This window comes from Bradyrhizobium sp. LA2.1 (assembly GCF_040547725.1).
GTDB classification, from domain to species: domain Bacteria; phylum Pseudomonadota; class Alphaproteobacteria; order Rhizobiales; family Xanthobacteraceae; genus Bradyrhizobium; species Bradyrhizobium barranii.
In genome coordinates this window covers 126,227-142,870 of the sequence record NZ_JBEPQI010000008.1, presented here as the reverse complement: position 1 = coordinate 142,870, position 16,644 = coordinate 126,227, and the positions used below count along the sequence as shown (strand labels likewise).

Below are 16,644 nucleotides of genomic sequence, written 5' to 3'. Positions count from 1 at the left end.
TAATCCTCATTTCGCCCCCTGTGACGCAGACGACGACTTCCCGGCAGAGCCGTCGCGGCTGCTTTGATCGGCATGTTTGACCGATGTGGAATACATCGGCATCAGCACGCGGAAGGTGGTCTTGCGCGGCTGAGACTCGCATTCGATGATGCCCCCGTGATCTCCGATGATCTTTGCGACCAGCGCCAGGCCAAGACCCGAGCCGGTCTGCTTGGTGGTCACGAAGGGATCGAACAGGTTGGGCAGAAGATCGTCCGGCACGCCTGGTCCGTTGTCCTTCACGCAGAACTCAAGCGGCAGCGATACACGGGATTTTTGACCGGGGACTGACAGGCGCACGCCGGGACGGAACGCGGTGGTGAGCTGGATCTCGGCGTCGGGGACGTCGATCAGCGCTTCGGCGGCATTCTTCACGAGGTTGAGGAACACCTGGACGAGCTGATCCTGGTTCGCCAGGACCGGCGGCAGCGAGGGATCATAATCCTCGATGAAGCGGATGTTGCGGGCAAAGCCCGACTGCGCCAGTCGCTTCACGTGATCGAGCACGGAATGGATGTTGACGGGGCCGCGCACCACGGGGCGCTCGTCGCCGAACACCTCCATGCGGTCGACCAGCGTCACGATGCGGTCGGCCTCGTCGCAGATCAGCCGCGTCAGCATGCGGTCCTCGGACGAGGCCTGCTGCTCCAGCAGCTGCGCCGCGCCGCGGATGCCGGAGAGCGGATTCTTGATCTCATGCGCGAGCATGGCGGCCAGCGCGATCACCGAGCGCGCGGCGCTGCGATGGGTGAGCTGGCGGTCCATCTTGTCGGCGATGGAACGCTCCTGGAGCATCACCACGATATGGCCGGGCCGCTCCGTCAGCGGGGCGACATGCAGATCGACCTGGCGGTCGCCGCCCATGCGCGGCGTGCCCAGATCGACCTTGTATTCGTTGACCGGCGAGTTGGACGAACGAACCTGGTCGATCAGCGCCAGCAAGGGGCTCCCGAACGGCACCAGCTCTTTCAGCGACTGCCGTTTCAGGAACTGCGTCGAGATGTCGAAGAAGGCTTCGGTCGCGATGTTGGCGGCGACGATCTTGCCGTCCGGCCCGATCATGAGCACGGGATTGGGCAGCGCATCCAGGATCGCATCGCTCTCGGACGGAAGCGGCCGGCGATAGTCAGCAGCTGAGCTCATGCAGCAGCGCTCCATGCGAAATCGTCGAAGGCATCTTGCAGCGACTGGTGGACGAGGCGCGGATCCTCGGAGGTGAGGATCTTCTGGCGCCAGGCTTTCAGCTTCTCGGCCGGTGCACGGCTCACATCGGCCGCGACGTCGAGCGCCCAGCCGAGATGTTTTCGCGCGTGCCGGAGGCCGATGCGCAGGCCGTAGAGCGCGCAGACGCCCTCATAGAGCGTGCGGACATAATGCAGCTGGGTCTCGAGCGACGGCGCGGCTTCAACCGCCCCGCCCTTCAGGCGGCGGCCGATCTCGCCGGGCAACCAGGGCTGCCCCTGCGCGCCGCGGCCGATCATCACGGCATCGGCGCCGGAGGCCTCCAACGCCGCGAGCGCCTTCTCGTAAGTGGTGATGTCGCCGTTGACGACGAGCGGAATGGAGATCGCTTCGCGCACCGCGCGGATCGCATCCCAATCGGCCTCGCCCTTGTAGAACTGACAACGGGTGCGGCCGTGCACGGTGACGAGCTTGATGCCGGCGGCTTCCGCACGCCGCGCCAATTCCGGCGCGTTGCGGGTGTGATCGTCCCAGCCGAGCCGCATCTTCAGCGTTACCGACACCTTCACCGCCGCGATCGTCGCATCGATCAGGCTGACGGCATGGTCGAGATCGCGCATCAGGGCGGAGCCGGACTGGCCGCCGGTGACGTGCCGGGCCGGACAGCCCATGTTGATGTCGATGATGTCGGCGCCTCCGGCTTCGGCGATCCGGGCCCCTTCGGCCATCCAATGCGCCTCGCAGCCGGCGAGCTGGACCACATGAGGCCCGATCCCGGTCGCTTCGCAGCGCAACCGTGACATCTTGTGGCCATTCGCGAGCTCATCGCTGGCGGTCATTTCGGACACGACCAGACCGGCCCCGAGCTCGGCGGCGAGCCGACGGACGGGCGAGTCGGTGACCCCCGACATCGGCGCCAGGAAGACTGGGGTGGCGACCTCGATATCGCCAATTTTCAACGGCTTAGAGCCTGATACTGCCGAGCCGGTCACAGGGGTCTCGTTGCGTAGGCAGGGCCTCATCGCGCCTGCCATGACCTATCTTGCGCACAATTCTTGTGCAGTCAAGCGTCATGCCTACAGTTTAGACAGTTCTGCAAATCTTTCAAGTGCAGTGCAGCAAAATGCTGTTTCCCACAATCCGGGGAAACCCCTTTTTTTGCGGGCCTGCCGTGCTAGAGGCATGCGGCAATCACCCCACTCCCCGACTCTCTTCATCACCAACTGAGTATTTGAGTCCTATGGCGAAATCACAGCGCACCGCAGTCGTCCTCGTCGCGGCCGGACGCGGCCTGCGGGCTGGCGCCGGTGGTCCCAAGCAATATCGCGAGATCGGCGGCGTCCCCGTGATCTATCGCGCCATGGAAGCCTTCAGCCGGCACCCCGACGTGTATGCCGTGCAGCCGGTGGTGAACCCCGACGACAGCGCCATGTTCACGGCAGCGGTCGCAGGTCTCAGCCACGAGCCGCCGACCAATGGCGGCGCGACGCGGCAGGCCTCCGTGCTCGCAGGGCTCGAAGCACTCGCCAGGCATAAGCCCGATATCGTGCTCATCCACGACGCCGCGCGCCCCTTCGTCTCGGCAGGCGTGATCTCGCGCGCGATCGAGGCGGCCAGCCGCACCGGCGCTGCGCTCCCCGTCGTTCCCGTCACCGACACCATCAAGGTCACCGGCGAGAGCGGCAATGTCGAGGACACGCCGGACCGCGCAGCCTTGCGAATCGCGCAGACGCCGCAATCCTTTCGTTTCGACGTCATCCTCGAGGCGCATCGTCGCGCGGCGAAGGACGGGCGCAGCGATTTCACCGACGATGCCGCGATTGCCGAATGGGCGGGATTGACGGTCGCAACCTTTGAAGGCGATGTTGCCAATATGAAGCTCACCACTCCCGAGGATTTCGTGCGCGAGGAAGCGCGCCTGGCCAGCCTGCTCGGCGACATCAGGACCGGCACCGGCTACGACGTGCACGCCTTCGGCGAAGGCGACCACGTGATGATCTGTGGCGTGCGGGTGCCGCACACCAAAGGCTTCCTCGCCCATTCCGACGGCGATGTCGGCCTGCATGCGCTGGTCGACGCCATCCTCGGCGCACTCGCCGACGGCGATATCGGCTCGCACTTTCCGCCAAGCGATGCGAAATGGAAGGGGGCTTCCTCCGACCAGTTCCTGAAATACGCCATCGAGCGCGTTGCGCAGCGTGGCGGCCGCGTCGCCAACCTCGAGGTGACGATGATCTGCGAGCGGCCGAAGATCGGCCCCTTGCGCGACACCATGCGCGCCCGCATCGCCGAGATCTCCGGGGTCGATATCTCGCGCGTCGCGGTGAAGGCGACCACCAGCGAGCGGCTCGGCTTCACCGGCCGCGAGGAAGGCATCGCGGCCACCGCGAGCGCCACCATCCGCCTGCCTTGGAGCGTCTAGGTCATGGGCGGCAGCGACGCACGCGCCCTCTCCCGCTCGCTGCTCGATCTGTGCCGGATGCGCAAGCTGACGATCGCCACCGCCGAGTCCTGCACCGGCGGCCTGGTTGCCGGCGCGCTGACCGACATTCCCGGCTCCTCCGACGTGATCGACCGCGGCTTCGTCACTTATTCCAATGACGCCAAGCGCGCGATGTTGGGCGTCGAGGCGAGCACGCTCGCGAATTTCGGCGCCGTCAGCAAGGAGACCGCAACCGCGATGGCGGTCGGCGCGCTGGAGCGTGCCGGCGTCGATCTCGCCGTTGCCATCACCGGTATCGCCGGCCCCGGCGGCGCCACGCCCGGCAAGCCGGTCGGCCTCGTGCATTTTGCGGTTGCCGCGCGCGACGGCCGCATCGTCCATCGCGAGCATCGCTTTGGCGCGATCGGCCGGACCGCCGTGCGCCAGCGCTCGGTGGTCGAGGCATTGCGCATGCTGATGGATCTCGCCCGCGGCCCGAAGGCCCAGCCCAAGCCCCGGCGCGCCGCCGCGGCAACCCGCCTGCGTCCCCGCGTGACCCGCTCGCCGCGCCGGCATGCGGTGAAGCGCAGAACGCCGCGGTCACCGCGCGGCTGAGCCACTTCATGCCGCCGCCAGCAGCGCGCTCGCGCTGTGATTGATGATCGCCACGTCCCACACCGACCTCGACGTCGGCGCCGATGTGGAAGGGCCGGAACAGCAGCAGCATCACGCCGGCAGCGAGATTGGACAGCGTGCCCTGTAACGCCAGACCGATCGCGAGCGATATCGCGCCCTATTGTTCCTGGCGCTTCGTCCGACAAATGACAGGGAGCTTCTGCTCAATCGCCTTCGCCAGCACCGTGCCGCGGGTCCGGCCGAGCTCTTTCGCTATCAGCGCAATCGGCTTGGTGCCTGCCAGTACCTTCAGCCTGCCAAGGTCTTCTTCGCTCCATGCCTGCTTCCAGCGTCCCATCTCCCCGATCCCGCGATAAGGCGCCCGCGCCCGACTCGGATTGTAGTCGAACCTTTCGCGAAGGGCAGAGCTCGCGGTGCGCCGTTTCCGGCAAGGGGTGTTGCATCATCGCGGTGCGTTTTGGCACAAACTGCACTTGTCGCCCGACGGGAAGATGCACTCTGATGATAGGTTGTCTGCCCGGCCCAAGCGGCAGAACATCCGCGCGCGCGAACGGATTCCACATTGCCGCGCTTTCCGCTTGTGAAGCAAAGCTCGGGCGGAATACGCCGCGAGATCGCAGCGTTTTGTCCAGTTTTCAAAAAGCACGCAATTCTTGTCGAATTCGATCAGGATCGCAAATGTGCAACCGCGGCCAAACGGCATCGCTCATGTCCGATCTTGCGCGCGACAGTATTGGCGCAATAATGCGGCTCTACGCTGTGGCCAGGAATCAACCCGGTCCTGCTTTCTGGAGGGCGACGGCGTGTTCGCTCGCGACACTGCACTGGCAATCGCCATTGCTACCTTGGCCGCCATTGATGGTACTGCCGCACAAACTGCCAACCAGCCGCCGGATACGATGGCGGCGCGGGTGGAGGCGTGCACGCCCTGTCACGGCAACAAGGGCGAAGGCACCAGCGACGTCTATTTCCCGCGGCTTGCCGGCAAGCCGGCCGGCTATCTCTACAACCAGCTCCTCGCCTTCCGCAGCGGCCGGCGCAAATACCCGCCGATGAACTATCTGCTGGAGTTTCTGCCTGATCCGTATCTGGAGGCGATGGCCGAATATTTCGCCAGCGAGCATCCGCCGCTGCCGCAGCCCGCGCCAAGCGAAGTCAGCAAGGAAGTCCTGGCGCAGGGCGAACTGCTCGCGACCAGCGGCGATGCCGGTCGTAACATACCGGCGTGCGTGAGCTGTCACGGCCCCGGCCTCACGGGCATGCAGCCCGGCATCCCCGGTCTGCTGGGCTTGCGCGCCGCTTACGTCAGCGCGCAGCTCGGGGCCTGGCGCTACGGCACGCGGACGGCAAAGTCGCCGGACTGCATGCAGCTCGTCGCCGGCCATCTGACAGAAGCAGATGTTACCGCCGTTGCGGCCTGGCTCGCGACGCGACCCGCGCCCACCAACCCGGCCCCCGTCCCGAAAGGCACCTACGCGCTGCCGTTCGGCTGCGGCAGCCAGCCCAACTGACGAGGCGCATGATGGGCTCAAGACTGTCGATCACGCTGCTTTCGATCAAGCTCCTGGCCCTCGCCGCGCTCATCACGGCCGCGCAGGCGCAGGACAAGGCCGGCGACGTCATTGCGCGGGGTGAATATCTCGCCCGCGCCGGCGATTGCACGGCCTGCCATACTGCGGCCGAGGGCCGGCTGTTTGCCGGCGGGCGCCCGATGCCGACCCCGTTCGGAACGATCTACACCTCCAACATCACGCCCGATCCGGAGACCGGCATCGGCAAGTGGAGCGCGGACGATTTCTACAGAACCATGCACAACGGCCGTTTCCCGGATGGCGGGCTGATCTATCCGGCGATGCCGTTCGCGTCCTACACAAAGGTGACACGCGCCGACAGCGACGCGATCTTCGCCTATCTGCGCTCGATTCAGCCGGTGAACCAGAAGAACAAGCCGCACGAGCTGCGCTTTCCCTATGACAACCGCCAGCTCATCCTCGGCTGGCGCACGCTGTTCTTCCGCGAGGGTGAGTTCAAGCCCGACCCCACCAAGTCGGCGGAATGGAATCGCGGCGCCTATCTGGTCGAGGGGCTCGGTCATTGTGGCATGTGCCATTCGCCGATCAACGCACTCGGCGGCACCTCGCAATCGGACGCCTTCAAGGGCGGCCTGATCCCGATGCAGAACTGGTACGCGCCGTCCCTCACCTCCAACCGTGAGGCGGGTCTCGGCGACTGGAGCATCAAGGACATCACCGACCTGCTCCAGACCGGCGTCTCCATGCGCGGCGTGGTCTACGGCCCGATGGCCGAGGTCGTGCACAACAGCCTGCAATACCTCAACGACGAGGACACGCGCGCCATGGCGGTGTACCTCAAGGGCATCGCGGAGCCCTCGCCGCCGCCGGCGCCGAGCTCGGCGTTGCCGACCACCGAGAGCAGCCTGCTGATCAGCCTCGGCAAGACCGTCTACGACAAGAACTGCGCGAGCTGTCACGGCCTCCAGGGCGAAGGCAAGCCGCCGCATTGGCCGCCGCTCGCCAACAACCAGTCGATCGAGATGCAGTCGGCGGTCAATCCGATCCGCATGGTGCTCAATGGCGGCTATCCGCCGGGCACCAAGGGCAATCCGATGCCCTACGGCATGCCGCCCTTCGCCGGCCTCCTCTCCGACAACGAGGTCGCCGCCGTCGTCTCCTACATCCGCACCGCCTGGGGCAATCGCGGCACGCCGGTCTCGGCGCGCGAGGCCAACGAGCTGCGCTCCGCACCGCTGAACTGAGAGGCGTCATGTTCAATTCCGATCCGCCGACCAGCCCAGCCGCCGCCGACCAGGCCGTCGAGGAAGTCGTCTCGCAAGGACCGTCCGGCGCGATCGTGCTGGCCGGCATCGCCACGGCCTGCGTGGTCGCGATGTGGTTTGCCTTCTATCTCTTCGTCTTCCTGCCGCGCGGATCGCTGCAATGAGCGCAGGGGACACCCACACCCATGGCAGCGCCGAGGTCGCGGCCCGCGTCGAGCGGCGCTGGGCGACCATTGCCGTGATAATCGTCGTCGGCATGGCGCTTCTGGCAGCCTTCGCCGGCATCCATCGCGCCACCATGCCGCAGCCGCGCGTCGAGACCACCGATCCCTCGCGCATTCATCTATCCGGCGAATTCGTCGAGAGCAATCTCGGCAGCGTGCTGGAGGCCAATGGCAATGTGACGGTGCGCGCGATCGGCCAGCAATATTCGTTCACGCCGGCCTGCATCGTGGTGCCCGTGGACACGCCGATCACGATGCGCGCCACCAGCGCCGACGTCGTCCACGGCATCCTGATCCAGGGAACCAACGTCAACACCATGCTGGTGCCCGGCTACATCTCCGAACAATTGATGCGCTTTACGAAGACTGGCGACTATCTGATGCCCTGCCAGGAGTTCTGCTCCTTCGGCCATGAGGGCATGTGGGGCAAGGTCAAGGTGATCGACAAGGCCGACTTCGCCAATCGTGCGAAGGGTGGCGGGAGGCTGAGCTGTGTTGGTCAATAGGAAGCTCATCCTCGCCCATTTCTGGCTGGCCTTTGCCGTGTTCGGCTTTGCGCTGACACTCGGCGCCTGGCAGATGTTCATCCGCAGCCCGATCGGCACTTGGCTGTCCAATCCCGAGCTCTATTACCGCTCGCTGACCGCGCACGGCACGGTGATGGGCTACGTCTTTCCCACGCTCGTCGCGATGGGCTTTGGCTATGCCATCAGCGAGTCCGCGCTGGAGCAGCGCCTCGTCGGCGTGCGCTGGGCCTGGACCGGATTTTGGCTAATCGTGATCGGCAGCGTCATGGCGATGGTCCCGGTCGCGCTCGGCCGCGCCTCGGTCCTCTACACGTTCTATCCGCCATTGATCGGCAACGTATTCTATTACCTCGGCGTCGTGCTCGTGGTGGTCGGCTCCTGGATCTGGGTCGCCTTGATGGCGATCAATCTGCGCGTCTGGCGGAAGGCCCATCCCGGCGCACCGGTGCCGCTGGCGATGTTCGCCAATGTCGCGGGCTCCTATCTGTGGGCCTGGACCGCGGTCGGCGCCGCCCTCGAGCTGTTGCTCCAGATCATTCCCGTCGCGGCCGGCCTGAAGGCCACGATCGACGCGGGTCTTGCCCGCGTGTTCTTCTCGTGGACGCTGCACGCCATCGTCTATTTCTGGCTGATGCCGACCTACATCGCCTATTACACCATCGTGCCGCGCGCGATCGGCGGCCGGGTTTATTCCGACAGCATGGCGCGGATCTCCTTCATCCTGTTCCTCGTGGTGGCGATGCCGATCGGCATGCACCACACCTTCGCCGATCCGCAGGTCGGCGCCGGCTTCAAGTTCATCCATTCGGCCTTCACGGCGCTGGTCGCGCTGCCGACGCTTCTGACCGTGTTCACGATCTGCGCCTCCGTCGAGATCGCCGCGCGCCTGCGCGGCGGCCGCGGCCTATTCGGCTGGATCAAGGCGCTGCCCTGGGACAATCCGATGATGCTGGCGCTGGCGTTCTCGTTCGTCATGCTCGGCTTTGGTGGCGCCGGCGGCCTGATCAACATGAGCTATCAGCTCGATGCGTCGATCCACAACACGCAGTGGATCACCGGCCATTTCCACCTGATCTTCGGCGGCGCCATCGTGATCATGTATTTTGCGATCGCCTATGATCTGTGGCCGCATCTGACCGGGCGCGAACTCATCGATATCCGCCTGATCCGCACCCAGCTCTGGCTGTGGTTCATCGGTATGATCATCACGACCTTCCCGTGGCACTGGGTCGGCATTCTCGGCATGCCGCGCCGCATGGCCTATTTCGACTTCGGCGATCCCGCGATCGCGCCGCAGGCGCTCTCGGTCACGTTCTCGGCGATCGGCGGCTTCATCCTGCTGACCTCGGGCATCATGTTCATCGTCATCCTGGCGCGTGGCATGCGTGCGCCTCTGGTTGACGCCGGCCCCTACCGCTTTGCGGTCGCCGTGCACCAGCCGACGACGGTGCCGGTTGCGCTCAACACCCACGCGCTGTGGGTGGCACTGATGATCGCCCTCACCCTCACCAATTACGGCTATCCGATCCTGAACCTGGCGCTGAGTTCGGGAACGTCGGTGCCCGCCGTCTATGTGGGAGCGCAGTGATGACCACGCGCGACCTCTTCACCCTCCGGAACAGCCATTTCAGGATTGGCGTCGGCATCACCGCCGCGATCCTGATCGTGACCGCAATCGTCGGCTTCATCGTGCTGCCATTCGCGCAACCCTGGGTGCAGTTCGCCAGTGTCTGGGACGCGATTTGCAGCGCCGCAGGCGTGCCACAGCGTGCGCCGAACGTCAGGGCGCCCGAGCAGAGCAAGCAATTGTCGGAGGTCGTGCTGACCTCGCGTACACTGGCACGTCCGAGCCAGGAAGCGATCGGCCGGGGCGCAACGCTGGCGCAGCGCTGCGCGATCTGCCACGGCCCGACCGGCATCAGCCGCGCGGATTCGCCCAATCTCGCCGGCCAATATGCCGCCGTGATCTACAAGCAGTTGCACGATTTCCACTCGGGCGCGCGCACCAATGCCGTGATGTCGCCATTCGCCGTCAATCTGACGGACCAGGAGATCGCCGACCTCTCGAACTATTACGCCTATCTGCCGCGGCCGGCAGCCTATCACCCGACGCCGCAGCTGCCGAAACCGAGCATCGTCATCTACGGCGCGCCGATGCGCGGGATCGCGCCCTGCGGCTCCTGCCATGGCAGCCTCGACAACAAGACCGGAAGTCCGTGGCTCGAAGGCCAGTCCGAAGCTTACATGAAGGCGCAGCTCCAGGCCTTCGCGTCCGGCGAGCGGCGCAATGACATCAGCCAGCAGATGCGCAACATCGCGCGCGCGATGACGCCGCAGGAGATCGAGGCGGCCGCGGCGTACTACGCCTCGCAGCCGCCGGATGTAGTGAAGGCGGTGGATTGAGCCTCACTGTCATTGCGAGCGCAGCGAAGCAATCCAGAATCCCTCCGCGGAAAGACCCTGGATTGCTTCGTCGCAAGGGCTCCTCGCAATGACGGCGGAGAGAGTACGCCTTACGACGACGCCAGCTTTGGCCGGCCGTAGATCGCATCCGCCCGCTTCTCGAATGCGATGGAGAAGCGCGCGAACGCGGCATCGAACATCGAGCCCATCAGCATCGCCAGCATCCGGCTCTTGAACTCGTAGGCCAGGAAGAATCCGACGTCGCAGACGCCCTCACCCTTGGGCTCGAACGTCCAGCGGTTCTCGAGGTTGCTGAACGGGCCTTGCAGATATTCGACCCGGATATTCAGATTGGCGCGGTCGAGAGTCACGCGGCTGGTGAAGGACTCCTTGACCAGCTTGAACGACACCGTCATGTCGGCGACCAGCACCTCGGTGCCGTCGGGTTTGGCCATCCGCTGGCGGATCTTGAGCGCGCTGCACAGCGGCACGAACTCCGGGTAGCGCTCGACGTCGGCGACCAGATCAAACATCTCGGACGCGCTGTGATGGACACGGCGCTTGCTTGAAAATTTGGGCATGGCGGTTCAGCGGGCAGTCGCGGCCCGTGCGGCCTTCAGTCTCGCAAAGTCCTCGCCGGCATGATGCGACGAACGGGTGAGCGGGCTCGCCGACACCATCAGGAAACCCTTGGTGTAGGCGACCTTCTCGTAGGACGAAAACTCGTCGGGCGGCACATAGCGCATCACGGCGTGGTGCTTCCGGGTCGGCTGGAGATATTGCCCGATGGTCAGGAAGTCGACGTCGGCGGAGCGCAGATCGTCCATCACCTGCTGCACCTCGTGGCGCTCCTCGCCGAGGCCGACCATGATGCCGGACTTGGTGAAGATGGTGGGATCGAGCTCCTTGACCCGCTGCAACAGCCGGATTGAGTGGAAGTAGCGCGCGCCGGGCCGCACCGTGAGGTAACGCGACGGCACGGTCTCGAGATTGTGGTTGAACACGTCGGGCCTCGCCGCGACGACGATTTCGAGCGCCCCCTCCTTGCGCAGGAAGTCGGGCGTCAGGATCTCGATTGTGGTCGAGGGGCACGCGGCCCGGATCGCACGGATGGTCTCTGCAAAATGCTCGGCGCCGCCATCGGCCAGATCGTCACGGTCGACGGAGGTGATGACGACGTGGGCCAGCCCCAGCTTGGCGACGGCTTCGGCGACGTTCTGCGGCTCGGCTGCATCCAGCGCATTGGGCATGCCGGTCTTGACGTTGCAGAAGGCGCAGGCCCGGGTGCAGGTGTCCCCCATGATCATGAAGGTCGCGTGCTTCTTGTCCCAGCACTCGCCGATGTTCGGGCAGCCCGCCTCCTCGCACACCGTGTGCAGGCCGTTGGCGCGCACGATGTTGCGAGTGTCGGCATAGCCGCGGGTATTGGGGGCGCGCACGCGGATCCAGTCCGGCTTCGGCGGCGAAGCGGAATCGGGGCGATTCACCTTTTCAGGGTGGCGGGGGCGCAACGGGTTCGAGATGGTGTCGACAATAACGACCATGGGCTGTCCGGTCTGTTCAGGTCCTACCTAGTCGGTCTGGCTGCCTGCCGCAACCCGGCTCGCGCCGCTTCAGGGATCATGGCAGATATGGGCAATATCCTGCTCTGTTCTCAGGCGATTCTCACCTCGAATGGCTCCAACCTCGAAAGCCTCACCACCGCGGCTCGGCAAAGCCCTGAAGCGTGCGTTTTTCGGCCGCAGCGTCCACGAGGTCGCGTCCGATTTGATCGGGGCCACCATGCTGGTCAATGGCGTCGGCGGCCTCATCGTCGAGGTCGAGGCCTATCATCATACCGAGCCGGCGGCGCACTCCTACAATGGCCCGACGCCGCGGAACCAAATCATGTTTGGCCCGCCCGGCTTTGCCTATGTCTACCGCTCCTACGGCATTCACTGGTGCGTGAACTTCGTCTGCGAGGAGGAAGGCTCCGCCAGCGCCGTGCTGATCCGCGCACTGGAGCCGACGCATGGCCTGGCGGCGATGCGCCGCCGCCGCCATCTCCAGGAGGTGCACGCGCTGTGCTCGGGCCCCGGCAAGCTGACCGAGGCGCTGGGCATCACCATCGCGCACAACGCCCTGCCGTTGGACCGGCCGCCGATCGCGCTGCATGCGCGGACAGAGGAGGTCGGGGTGGTGGCCGGCATCCGGATCGGCATCACCAAGGCCGTCGAGCTGCCCTGGCGCTATGGCGTCAAGGGCTCGAAGTTCTTGAGCAAGCCGTTCCCGAAGGAGGCCTAGAACCCGTTCCGATGGAACGGGCTCTAGATTCTAGTTTTGACGCGTTTTCTTGACGCGAACCGGTTTCCACTTCGCTCGAAGACCGCTCTACGACGCCTGCTTCAGCCGCTCCAGCGCCTCCAGCAGCTTGGCCTTGCGGGCCAGTGCTGCCTCGCGCTTTTCGCGCTCCTCATCGACGACCTCTTCGGCCGCGTTGGCGACGAACTTCTCGTTCGCCAGCTTGGACTCGGCGCGCTTGATGTCGGAGTCGGCCTTGCCGATCTCCTTGTCGAGGCGCGTGCGCTCGGCGGCGACGTCGATCACGCCCTTCAGCGGCAACGCAACCACCTCGCCGCGCACGAGAAGCTGGACCGCACCATCAGGTGCGCGGTCGGCGAAGGAGATGTCGGACAGCCGTGCCATGCGCTTGATGACGTCGGTCCAGCGCGGCGCGCGTTCCTTCGTCTCGGTCGAGGCGCCCGCGAGCACCAGCGCCGTCAGCGTTGCCGGCGGGATGTTCATTTCGGCGCGCACCGAGCGGATCTGCGTGACCAGGTCGATCACCCAGCCGATCTCGGCTTCCGCCTTGGGATCGGTGAAGTCGGCATGGTCGAAGATCGGCATGATCAGGACCGGCGAGATCAGCGGATCGGTCGGCCCGGCAGCCGCGGCGAGCATCGCGAGTTGCTCCGGCGTCGGCTCGGACGGTTTCAGCGGCCATTGCGCCAGCGCCAGCAGGCCGTCGCGCTTGGCCGTCACCTCCCACAGCTCTTCGGTGATGAAGGGCATGAAGGGGTGCAGCAGCTTCAGGATCTCGTCGCGCGCCCAGGCGACCATGGCACGGGTTTCGTCCTTGGCGGGGCTGTCCGGACCGAGCAGTACGGGCTTTGCGAGCTCGACATACCAGTCGCAATAGACGTTCCAGACGAAGCGGTAGATCGCACCGGCCGCATCGTTGAAGCGATAGGCTTCGATTGCCTCGGTCACCTCGCGCGTGGTGTGCGCGCTCTCATGCGCGATCCAGCGGTTCAGCGTTTCCTTGGCCTTCGCCGGCTCGAAACCTTCGGGCACGGCGCAGTGGTTCATCTCCGCGAAGCGCGACGCATTCCAGAGCTTCGTCGCGAAATTCCGGTAACCCTCGACGCGGCTGGTGGCGAGCTTGATGTCGCGTCCCTGCGCCGCCATGGCGGCCAGCGTGAAGCGCAACGCGTCGGCGCCGTATTCGTCGATCAGGTTGAGGGGGTCGATGACGTTGCCCTTCGACTTCGACATCTTGGCGCCCTTCTCGTCGCGGACGAGGGCGTGGATGTAGATCGTCGAGAACGGCACTTCCTTCATGAAGTGCAGGCCCATCATCATCATCCGGGCAACCCAGAAGAAGATGATGTCGAAGCCGGTCACCAGCGCGTTGGTCGGGTAATAGCGCTGCACTTCCGGCGCGTCCTCGGGCCAGCCGAGCGTCGAGAACGGCCACAGCGCCGAGGAGAACCAGGTGTCGAGCACGTCCTCGTCACGCGTGATGAAGCCTTCGCGCTTGTTGCGGTCGAGCGCCATCTCGCGGCCCTGCTCGGCCGTGATGATCTCCTGCTCGACGTAATAGCCGAGCGCGTGGCTGACGGCCTCCTCCTCGGTTTCGGCGACGAACACCTTGCCATCAGGGCCGTACCAGGCCGGGATCTGATGACCCCACCACAGCTGGCGCGAGATGCACCAGGGCTGGATGTTCTCCATCCACTCGAAATAGGTCTTTTCCCAGTTCTTCGGCACGAACGTCGTTTCGCCCGAACGCACCGCCGCGATCGCGGGCTTTGCCAGCGTCTTGGCGTCGACGTACCACTGGTCGGTCAGATAGGGCTCGATCACGCTGTTCGAGCGGTCGCCGTGCGGCACCATGTGGGTGTGCGGCTCGATCCGCTCGACGAAGCCGAAGGATTCCAGCCGCTCGACGATGCGCTTGCGCGCCGCGAAGCGGTCGACCTTGTGAAACTCCTCGGCGAACTGCGAAGCGCCTTCCGGCAGGTGGCGCAGGTAATCCTCATTGTCGACGAGGTCGAGGCAACCTTCCTTGTCGATGACGCTGATCCGGCCCAGGCCGTGGCGATTGCCGACCTCGAAATCGTTGAAGTCGTGCGCCGGCGTCACCTTCACCGCGCCCGAGCCCTTGTCCGGATCGGAATATTCGTCGGCGACGATCTTAATCTTGCGACCGACCAGCGGCAGGATCACGTTCTTGCCGACCAGCTTCTGATAGCGCTCGTCATCGGGATGCACCGCCACGCCGGTGTCGCCGAGCATGGTCTCGGGCCGCGTGGTGGCGACGACGATGAAGCTCGAGGGATCCTCGGGGCTGAACGTCTTGCCCTCGATCGGATAGCGCAGATACCACAGGCTGCCCTTGACCTCGGTCTGCTGCACTTCGAGGTCGGAGATCGCGGTCAGCAGCTTGGTGTCCCAGTTCACCAGCCGCTTGTCCTTGTAGATCAGGCCGTCGCGATGCAGCTCGACGAACACCTTGATGACGGCCTTCGACAGGCCCTCGTCCATGGTGAAGCGTTCGCGCGACCAGTCGCAGGAGGCGCCGAGGCGCTTGAGCTGGTTGATGATGGTGTCGCCGCTCTCGGCTTTCCACTGCCAGACCCGCTCCAGAAACTTCTCGCGGCCCATCTCGCGGCGGCTGGGCTGCTGGCGCTCCATCAGCTGCCGCTCGACCACCATCTGGGTGGCGATGCCGGCATGGTCGGTGCCGGGTTGCCACAGCACGTCGCGGCCGCGCATCCGCTCGAACCGGCACAGGATGTCCTGGAGGGTGTTGTTGAGGGCGTGGCCCATATGCAGCGAGCCCGTCACGTTCGGCGGCGGGATCACGATGGTAAAGGGCACTGCGTCGCGGCGGTCGGGGCGGCCGGCCCTGAAGGCAAGGCTGTCCTCCCACACGACGGACATGCGGGCTTCGATATCGGCGGGCTGGTAATTTTTCTCGATCATGGGCTGCTAGAAAGCCGCGCGCGGGGGGCAAGTCAACGAAAAGGTCCGGGAGAGGATCAACGGAAAGCTCGGCGGCAAAACGGCTTTCCGGCCGGTCGGCAGGCCAAACAGGCGCATAAGAGGGGCTTTATGAGGGCTCGGGAGCCGCCCTCACCTGCCGCCGCGCGAGACCCGCTCGATTTCGGCCTTCACGATGCGTTCAACGAGGCCCGGCAGGTTGTCGTCGAGCCAGGATTTCAGCATCGGACGCAGCATCTCCTTGACCAGATCTTCCAGCGTCCGCGCATTGCTGCTGAGCACCGTGTGGGCCAGGGAGTTGAAGGCGGATTCGACCGCCGAGACCGTCGATTGGGCCAGGATCGGCTGTTGGGGCGGTACCGGCGGCGCATCGTAGTCCACCGCCGCATAGGACGATGACGGCATCAGGCGCAGCGGCGATTCGGCGAATTCCAGATCGTCGCGCGGCTCGACCTTGCGGAAGCTCGGCGGCGGCGGAGGCGGCGTCGGCTCCGGATCCACCGCCATCTCGTCGGTCAATTCGAGCACGTCGGGTTCAGGTTCGGGCTCTGGCTCAGGTGCACGGACCTCGGGCGCAGGCGTAGCCGCGTCCAGCCCCGCCAGCAGAGCATCAATATCGTCCTGGTTATTGGATGCATCCGCCGCAGGTGCGGGCGGCGGCGGCGCTGGAGCCGGCTTCGCAACCGGCGGCGGCGCGGGCTTCTCGGCAGCAGGTTTCGCGGGAGCGACCTTGGATGGCGGAATGTCGTTCATTGCTGACGGCTTCGGCGCAGCTGCAGCGGGCGCTGGCTTGGCAGCTTCGGCCGGCGGCGGCTTGGCCTCATCGTCGGCAATGATGCGCCGGATCGAGGCCAGAATCTCCTCCATCGAGGGTTCTGTGACCTTTGCAGGCTGCGTCATCTCCGACTCCACATCATCAACGCCCTCGCATGCGTCGTTTTACACCAAGCACGACAGGATTGGCCGGTTCCGCAACGGACGCCCCAACATTTTCGTCGCGGCGGCCCGACTTGTCCCCAGTTCACGGCTCAACGTGCGGCGGTGCGCCCCTGCCCTCGGCACTCAAGCCTTTACGCACACGACATCAGGTGCCGGGCGAATCGACCCGCATCTTCTTGGCAAGGCTATGTCAGGGATTTTGATGATTGC

General features: G+C 65.3%; 16 protein-coding genes and 1 pseudogene. 9 read left to right on the top strand and 8 right to left on the bottom strand.

Annotated elements, in window-relative coordinates; all coding sequences use genetic code 11:
* Positions 1-6: 6 nt before the first annotated feature.
* Together ABIB95_RS17660 and dusB are read right to left on the bottom strand one after the other, a co-directional pair.
* Positions 7-1,182: a two-component system sensor histidine kinase NtrB gene (locus ABIB95_RS17660; protein WP_247310340.1), complete on the bottom strand. Its 1,176-nt coding sequence runs from the start codon at positions 1,180-1,182 to the stop codon at positions 7-9.
* The gene (gene dusB, locus ABIB95_RS17655; RefSeq protein ID WP_354241157.1) at positions 1,179-2,180 is read right to left on the bottom strand and encodes a tRNA dihydrouridine synthase DusB; all 1,002 of its coding nucleotides are present in this window, start codon (positions 2,178-2,180) and stop codon (positions 1,179-1,181) included. The genes ABIB95_RS17660 and dusB overlap by 4 nt, the downstream gene beginning before the upstream one ends.
* A 281-nt stretch (positions 2,181-2,461) precedes the next feature.
* Here dusB and ABIB95_RS17650 point away from each other — a divergent pair, with 281 nt between their 5' ends.
* Positions 2,462-3,643: a bifunctional 2-C-methyl-D-erythritol 4-phosphate cytidylyltransferase/2-C-methyl-D-erythritol 2,4-cyclodiphosphate synthase gene (locus tag ABIB95_RS17650; protein ID WP_354240864.1), complete on the top strand. Its 1,182-nt coding sequence runs from the start codon at positions 2,462-2,464 to the stop codon at positions 3,641-3,643.
* 3 nt (positions 3,644-3,646) lie between these two features.
* Positions 3,647-4,258, top strand: a complete 612-nt coding sequence (locus tag ABIB95_RS17645; RefSeq protein WP_028161429.1) for a CinA family protein — start codon at positions 3,647-3,649, stop codon at positions 4,256-4,258.
* 49 nt (positions 4,259-4,307) lie between these two features.
* Here the strand turns inward: ABIB95_RS17645 and ABIB95_RS17640 are convergent.
* Both ABIB95_RS17640 and ABIB95_RS17635 read right to left on the bottom strand, forming a co-directional pair.
* Positions 4,308-4,436, bottom strand: a pseudogene (locus ABIB95_RS17640) (mechanosensitive ion channel domain-containing protein); the annotation flags it as partial.
* Entirely contained in the window at positions 4,437-4,616 is a 180-nt protein-coding gene (locus ABIB95_RS17635; RefSeq protein ID WP_071914051.1) for a hypothetical protein, read from the bottom strand.
* Positions 4,617-5,082: 466 nt separating this feature from the next.
* Here ABIB95_RS17635 and ABIB95_RS17630 point away from each other — a divergent pair, with 466 nt between their 5' ends.
* From ABIB95_RS17630 to ABIB95_RS17605, 6 genes are read left to right on the top strand one after another with little or no spacing between them, the layout of a single operon-like run.
* On the top strand, positions 5,083-5,790 hold the full coding sequence (locus tag ABIB95_RS17630) for a c-type cytochrome (RefSeq protein WP_063986378.1): 708 nt from the start codon (positions 5,083-5,085) through the stop codon (positions 5,788-5,790).
* 8 nt (positions 5,791-5,798) lie between these two features.
* The gene (locus ABIB95_RS17625) at positions 5,799-7,055 is read left to right on the top strand and encodes a cytochrome c (RefSeq protein WP_354118263.1); all 1,257 of its coding nucleotides are present in this window, start codon (positions 5,799-5,801) and stop codon (positions 7,053-7,055) included.
* An 8-nt stretch (positions 7,056-7,063) separates the two neighbouring features.
* Positions 7,064-7,240: a hypothetical protein gene (locus tag ABIB95_RS17620; protein ID WP_166341619.1), complete on the top strand. Its 177-nt coding sequence runs from the start codon at positions 7,064-7,066 to the stop codon at positions 7,238-7,240.
* Positions 7,237-7,806, top strand: coding sequence for a cupredoxin domain-containing protein (locus ABIB95_RS17615; protein WP_354240862.1), 570 nt, complete (start codon positions 7,237-7,239; stop codon positions 7,804-7,806). The genes ABIB95_RS17620 and ABIB95_RS17615 overlap by 4 nt, the downstream gene beginning before the upstream one ends.
* Positions 7,793-9,415, top strand: a complete 1,623-nt coding sequence (locus tag ABIB95_RS17610) for a b(o/a)3-type cytochrome-c oxidase subunit 1 (RefSeq protein WP_354240860.1) — start codon at positions 7,793-7,795, stop codon at positions 9,413-9,415. The genes ABIB95_RS17615 and ABIB95_RS17610 overlap by 14 nt, the downstream gene beginning before the upstream one ends.
* Complete coding sequence (locus ABIB95_RS17605; protein ID WP_354240858.1) at positions 9,415-10,230, top strand: c-type cytochrome; 816 nt, start codon at positions 9,415-9,417, stop codon at positions 10,228-10,230. Before ABIB95_RS17610 ends, ABIB95_RS17605 begins: the two co-directional genes overlap by 1 nt.
* A 110-nt stretch (positions 10,231-10,340) precedes the next feature.
* On the opposite strand, the gene ABIB95_RS17600 is transcribed toward ABIB95_RS17605, so the two are convergent.
* Together ABIB95_RS17600 and lipA are read right to left on the bottom strand one after the other, a co-directional pair.
* Positions 10,341-10,811, bottom strand: coding sequence for a type II toxin-antitoxin system RatA family toxin (locus tag ABIB95_RS17600; RefSeq protein ID WP_071914058.1), 471 nt, complete (start codon positions 10,809-10,811; stop codon positions 10,341-10,343).
* A 6-nt stretch (positions 10,812-10,817) separates the two neighbouring features.
* Positions 10,818-11,774 (bottom strand): lipoyl synthase, encoded by a 957-nt coding sequence (lipA, locus tag ABIB95_RS17595; RefSeq protein ID WP_063983327.1) that lies wholly within the window; start codon positions 11,772-11,774, stop codon positions 10,818-10,820.
* Between the two features lie 130 nt (positions 11,775-11,904).
* On the opposite strand from lipA, the gene ABIB95_RS17590 reads away from it, so the two are divergent.
* Positions 11,905-12,513, top strand: a complete 609-nt coding sequence (locus ABIB95_RS17590) for a DNA-3-methyladenine glycosylase (RefSeq protein WP_354240856.1) — start codon at positions 11,905-11,907, stop codon at positions 12,511-12,513.
* An 87-nt stretch (positions 12,514-12,600) separates the two neighbouring features.
* On the opposite strand, the gene ABIB95_RS17585 is transcribed toward ABIB95_RS17590, so the two are convergent.
* Both ABIB95_RS17585 and ABIB95_RS17580 read right to left on the bottom strand, forming a co-directional pair.
* Complete coding sequence (locus ABIB95_RS17585; RefSeq protein WP_354240854.1) at positions 12,601-15,477, bottom strand: valine--tRNA ligase; 2,877 nt, start codon at positions 15,475-15,477, stop codon at positions 12,601-12,603.
* A gap of 150 nt (positions 15,478-15,627) precedes the next feature.
* Positions 15,628-16,362: a PopZ family protein gene (locus ABIB95_RS17580; RefSeq protein WP_223154042.1), complete on the bottom strand. Its 735-nt coding sequence runs from the start codon at positions 16,360-16,362 to the stop codon at positions 15,628-15,630.
* Positions 16,363-16,644 lie beyond the last annotated feature (282 nt).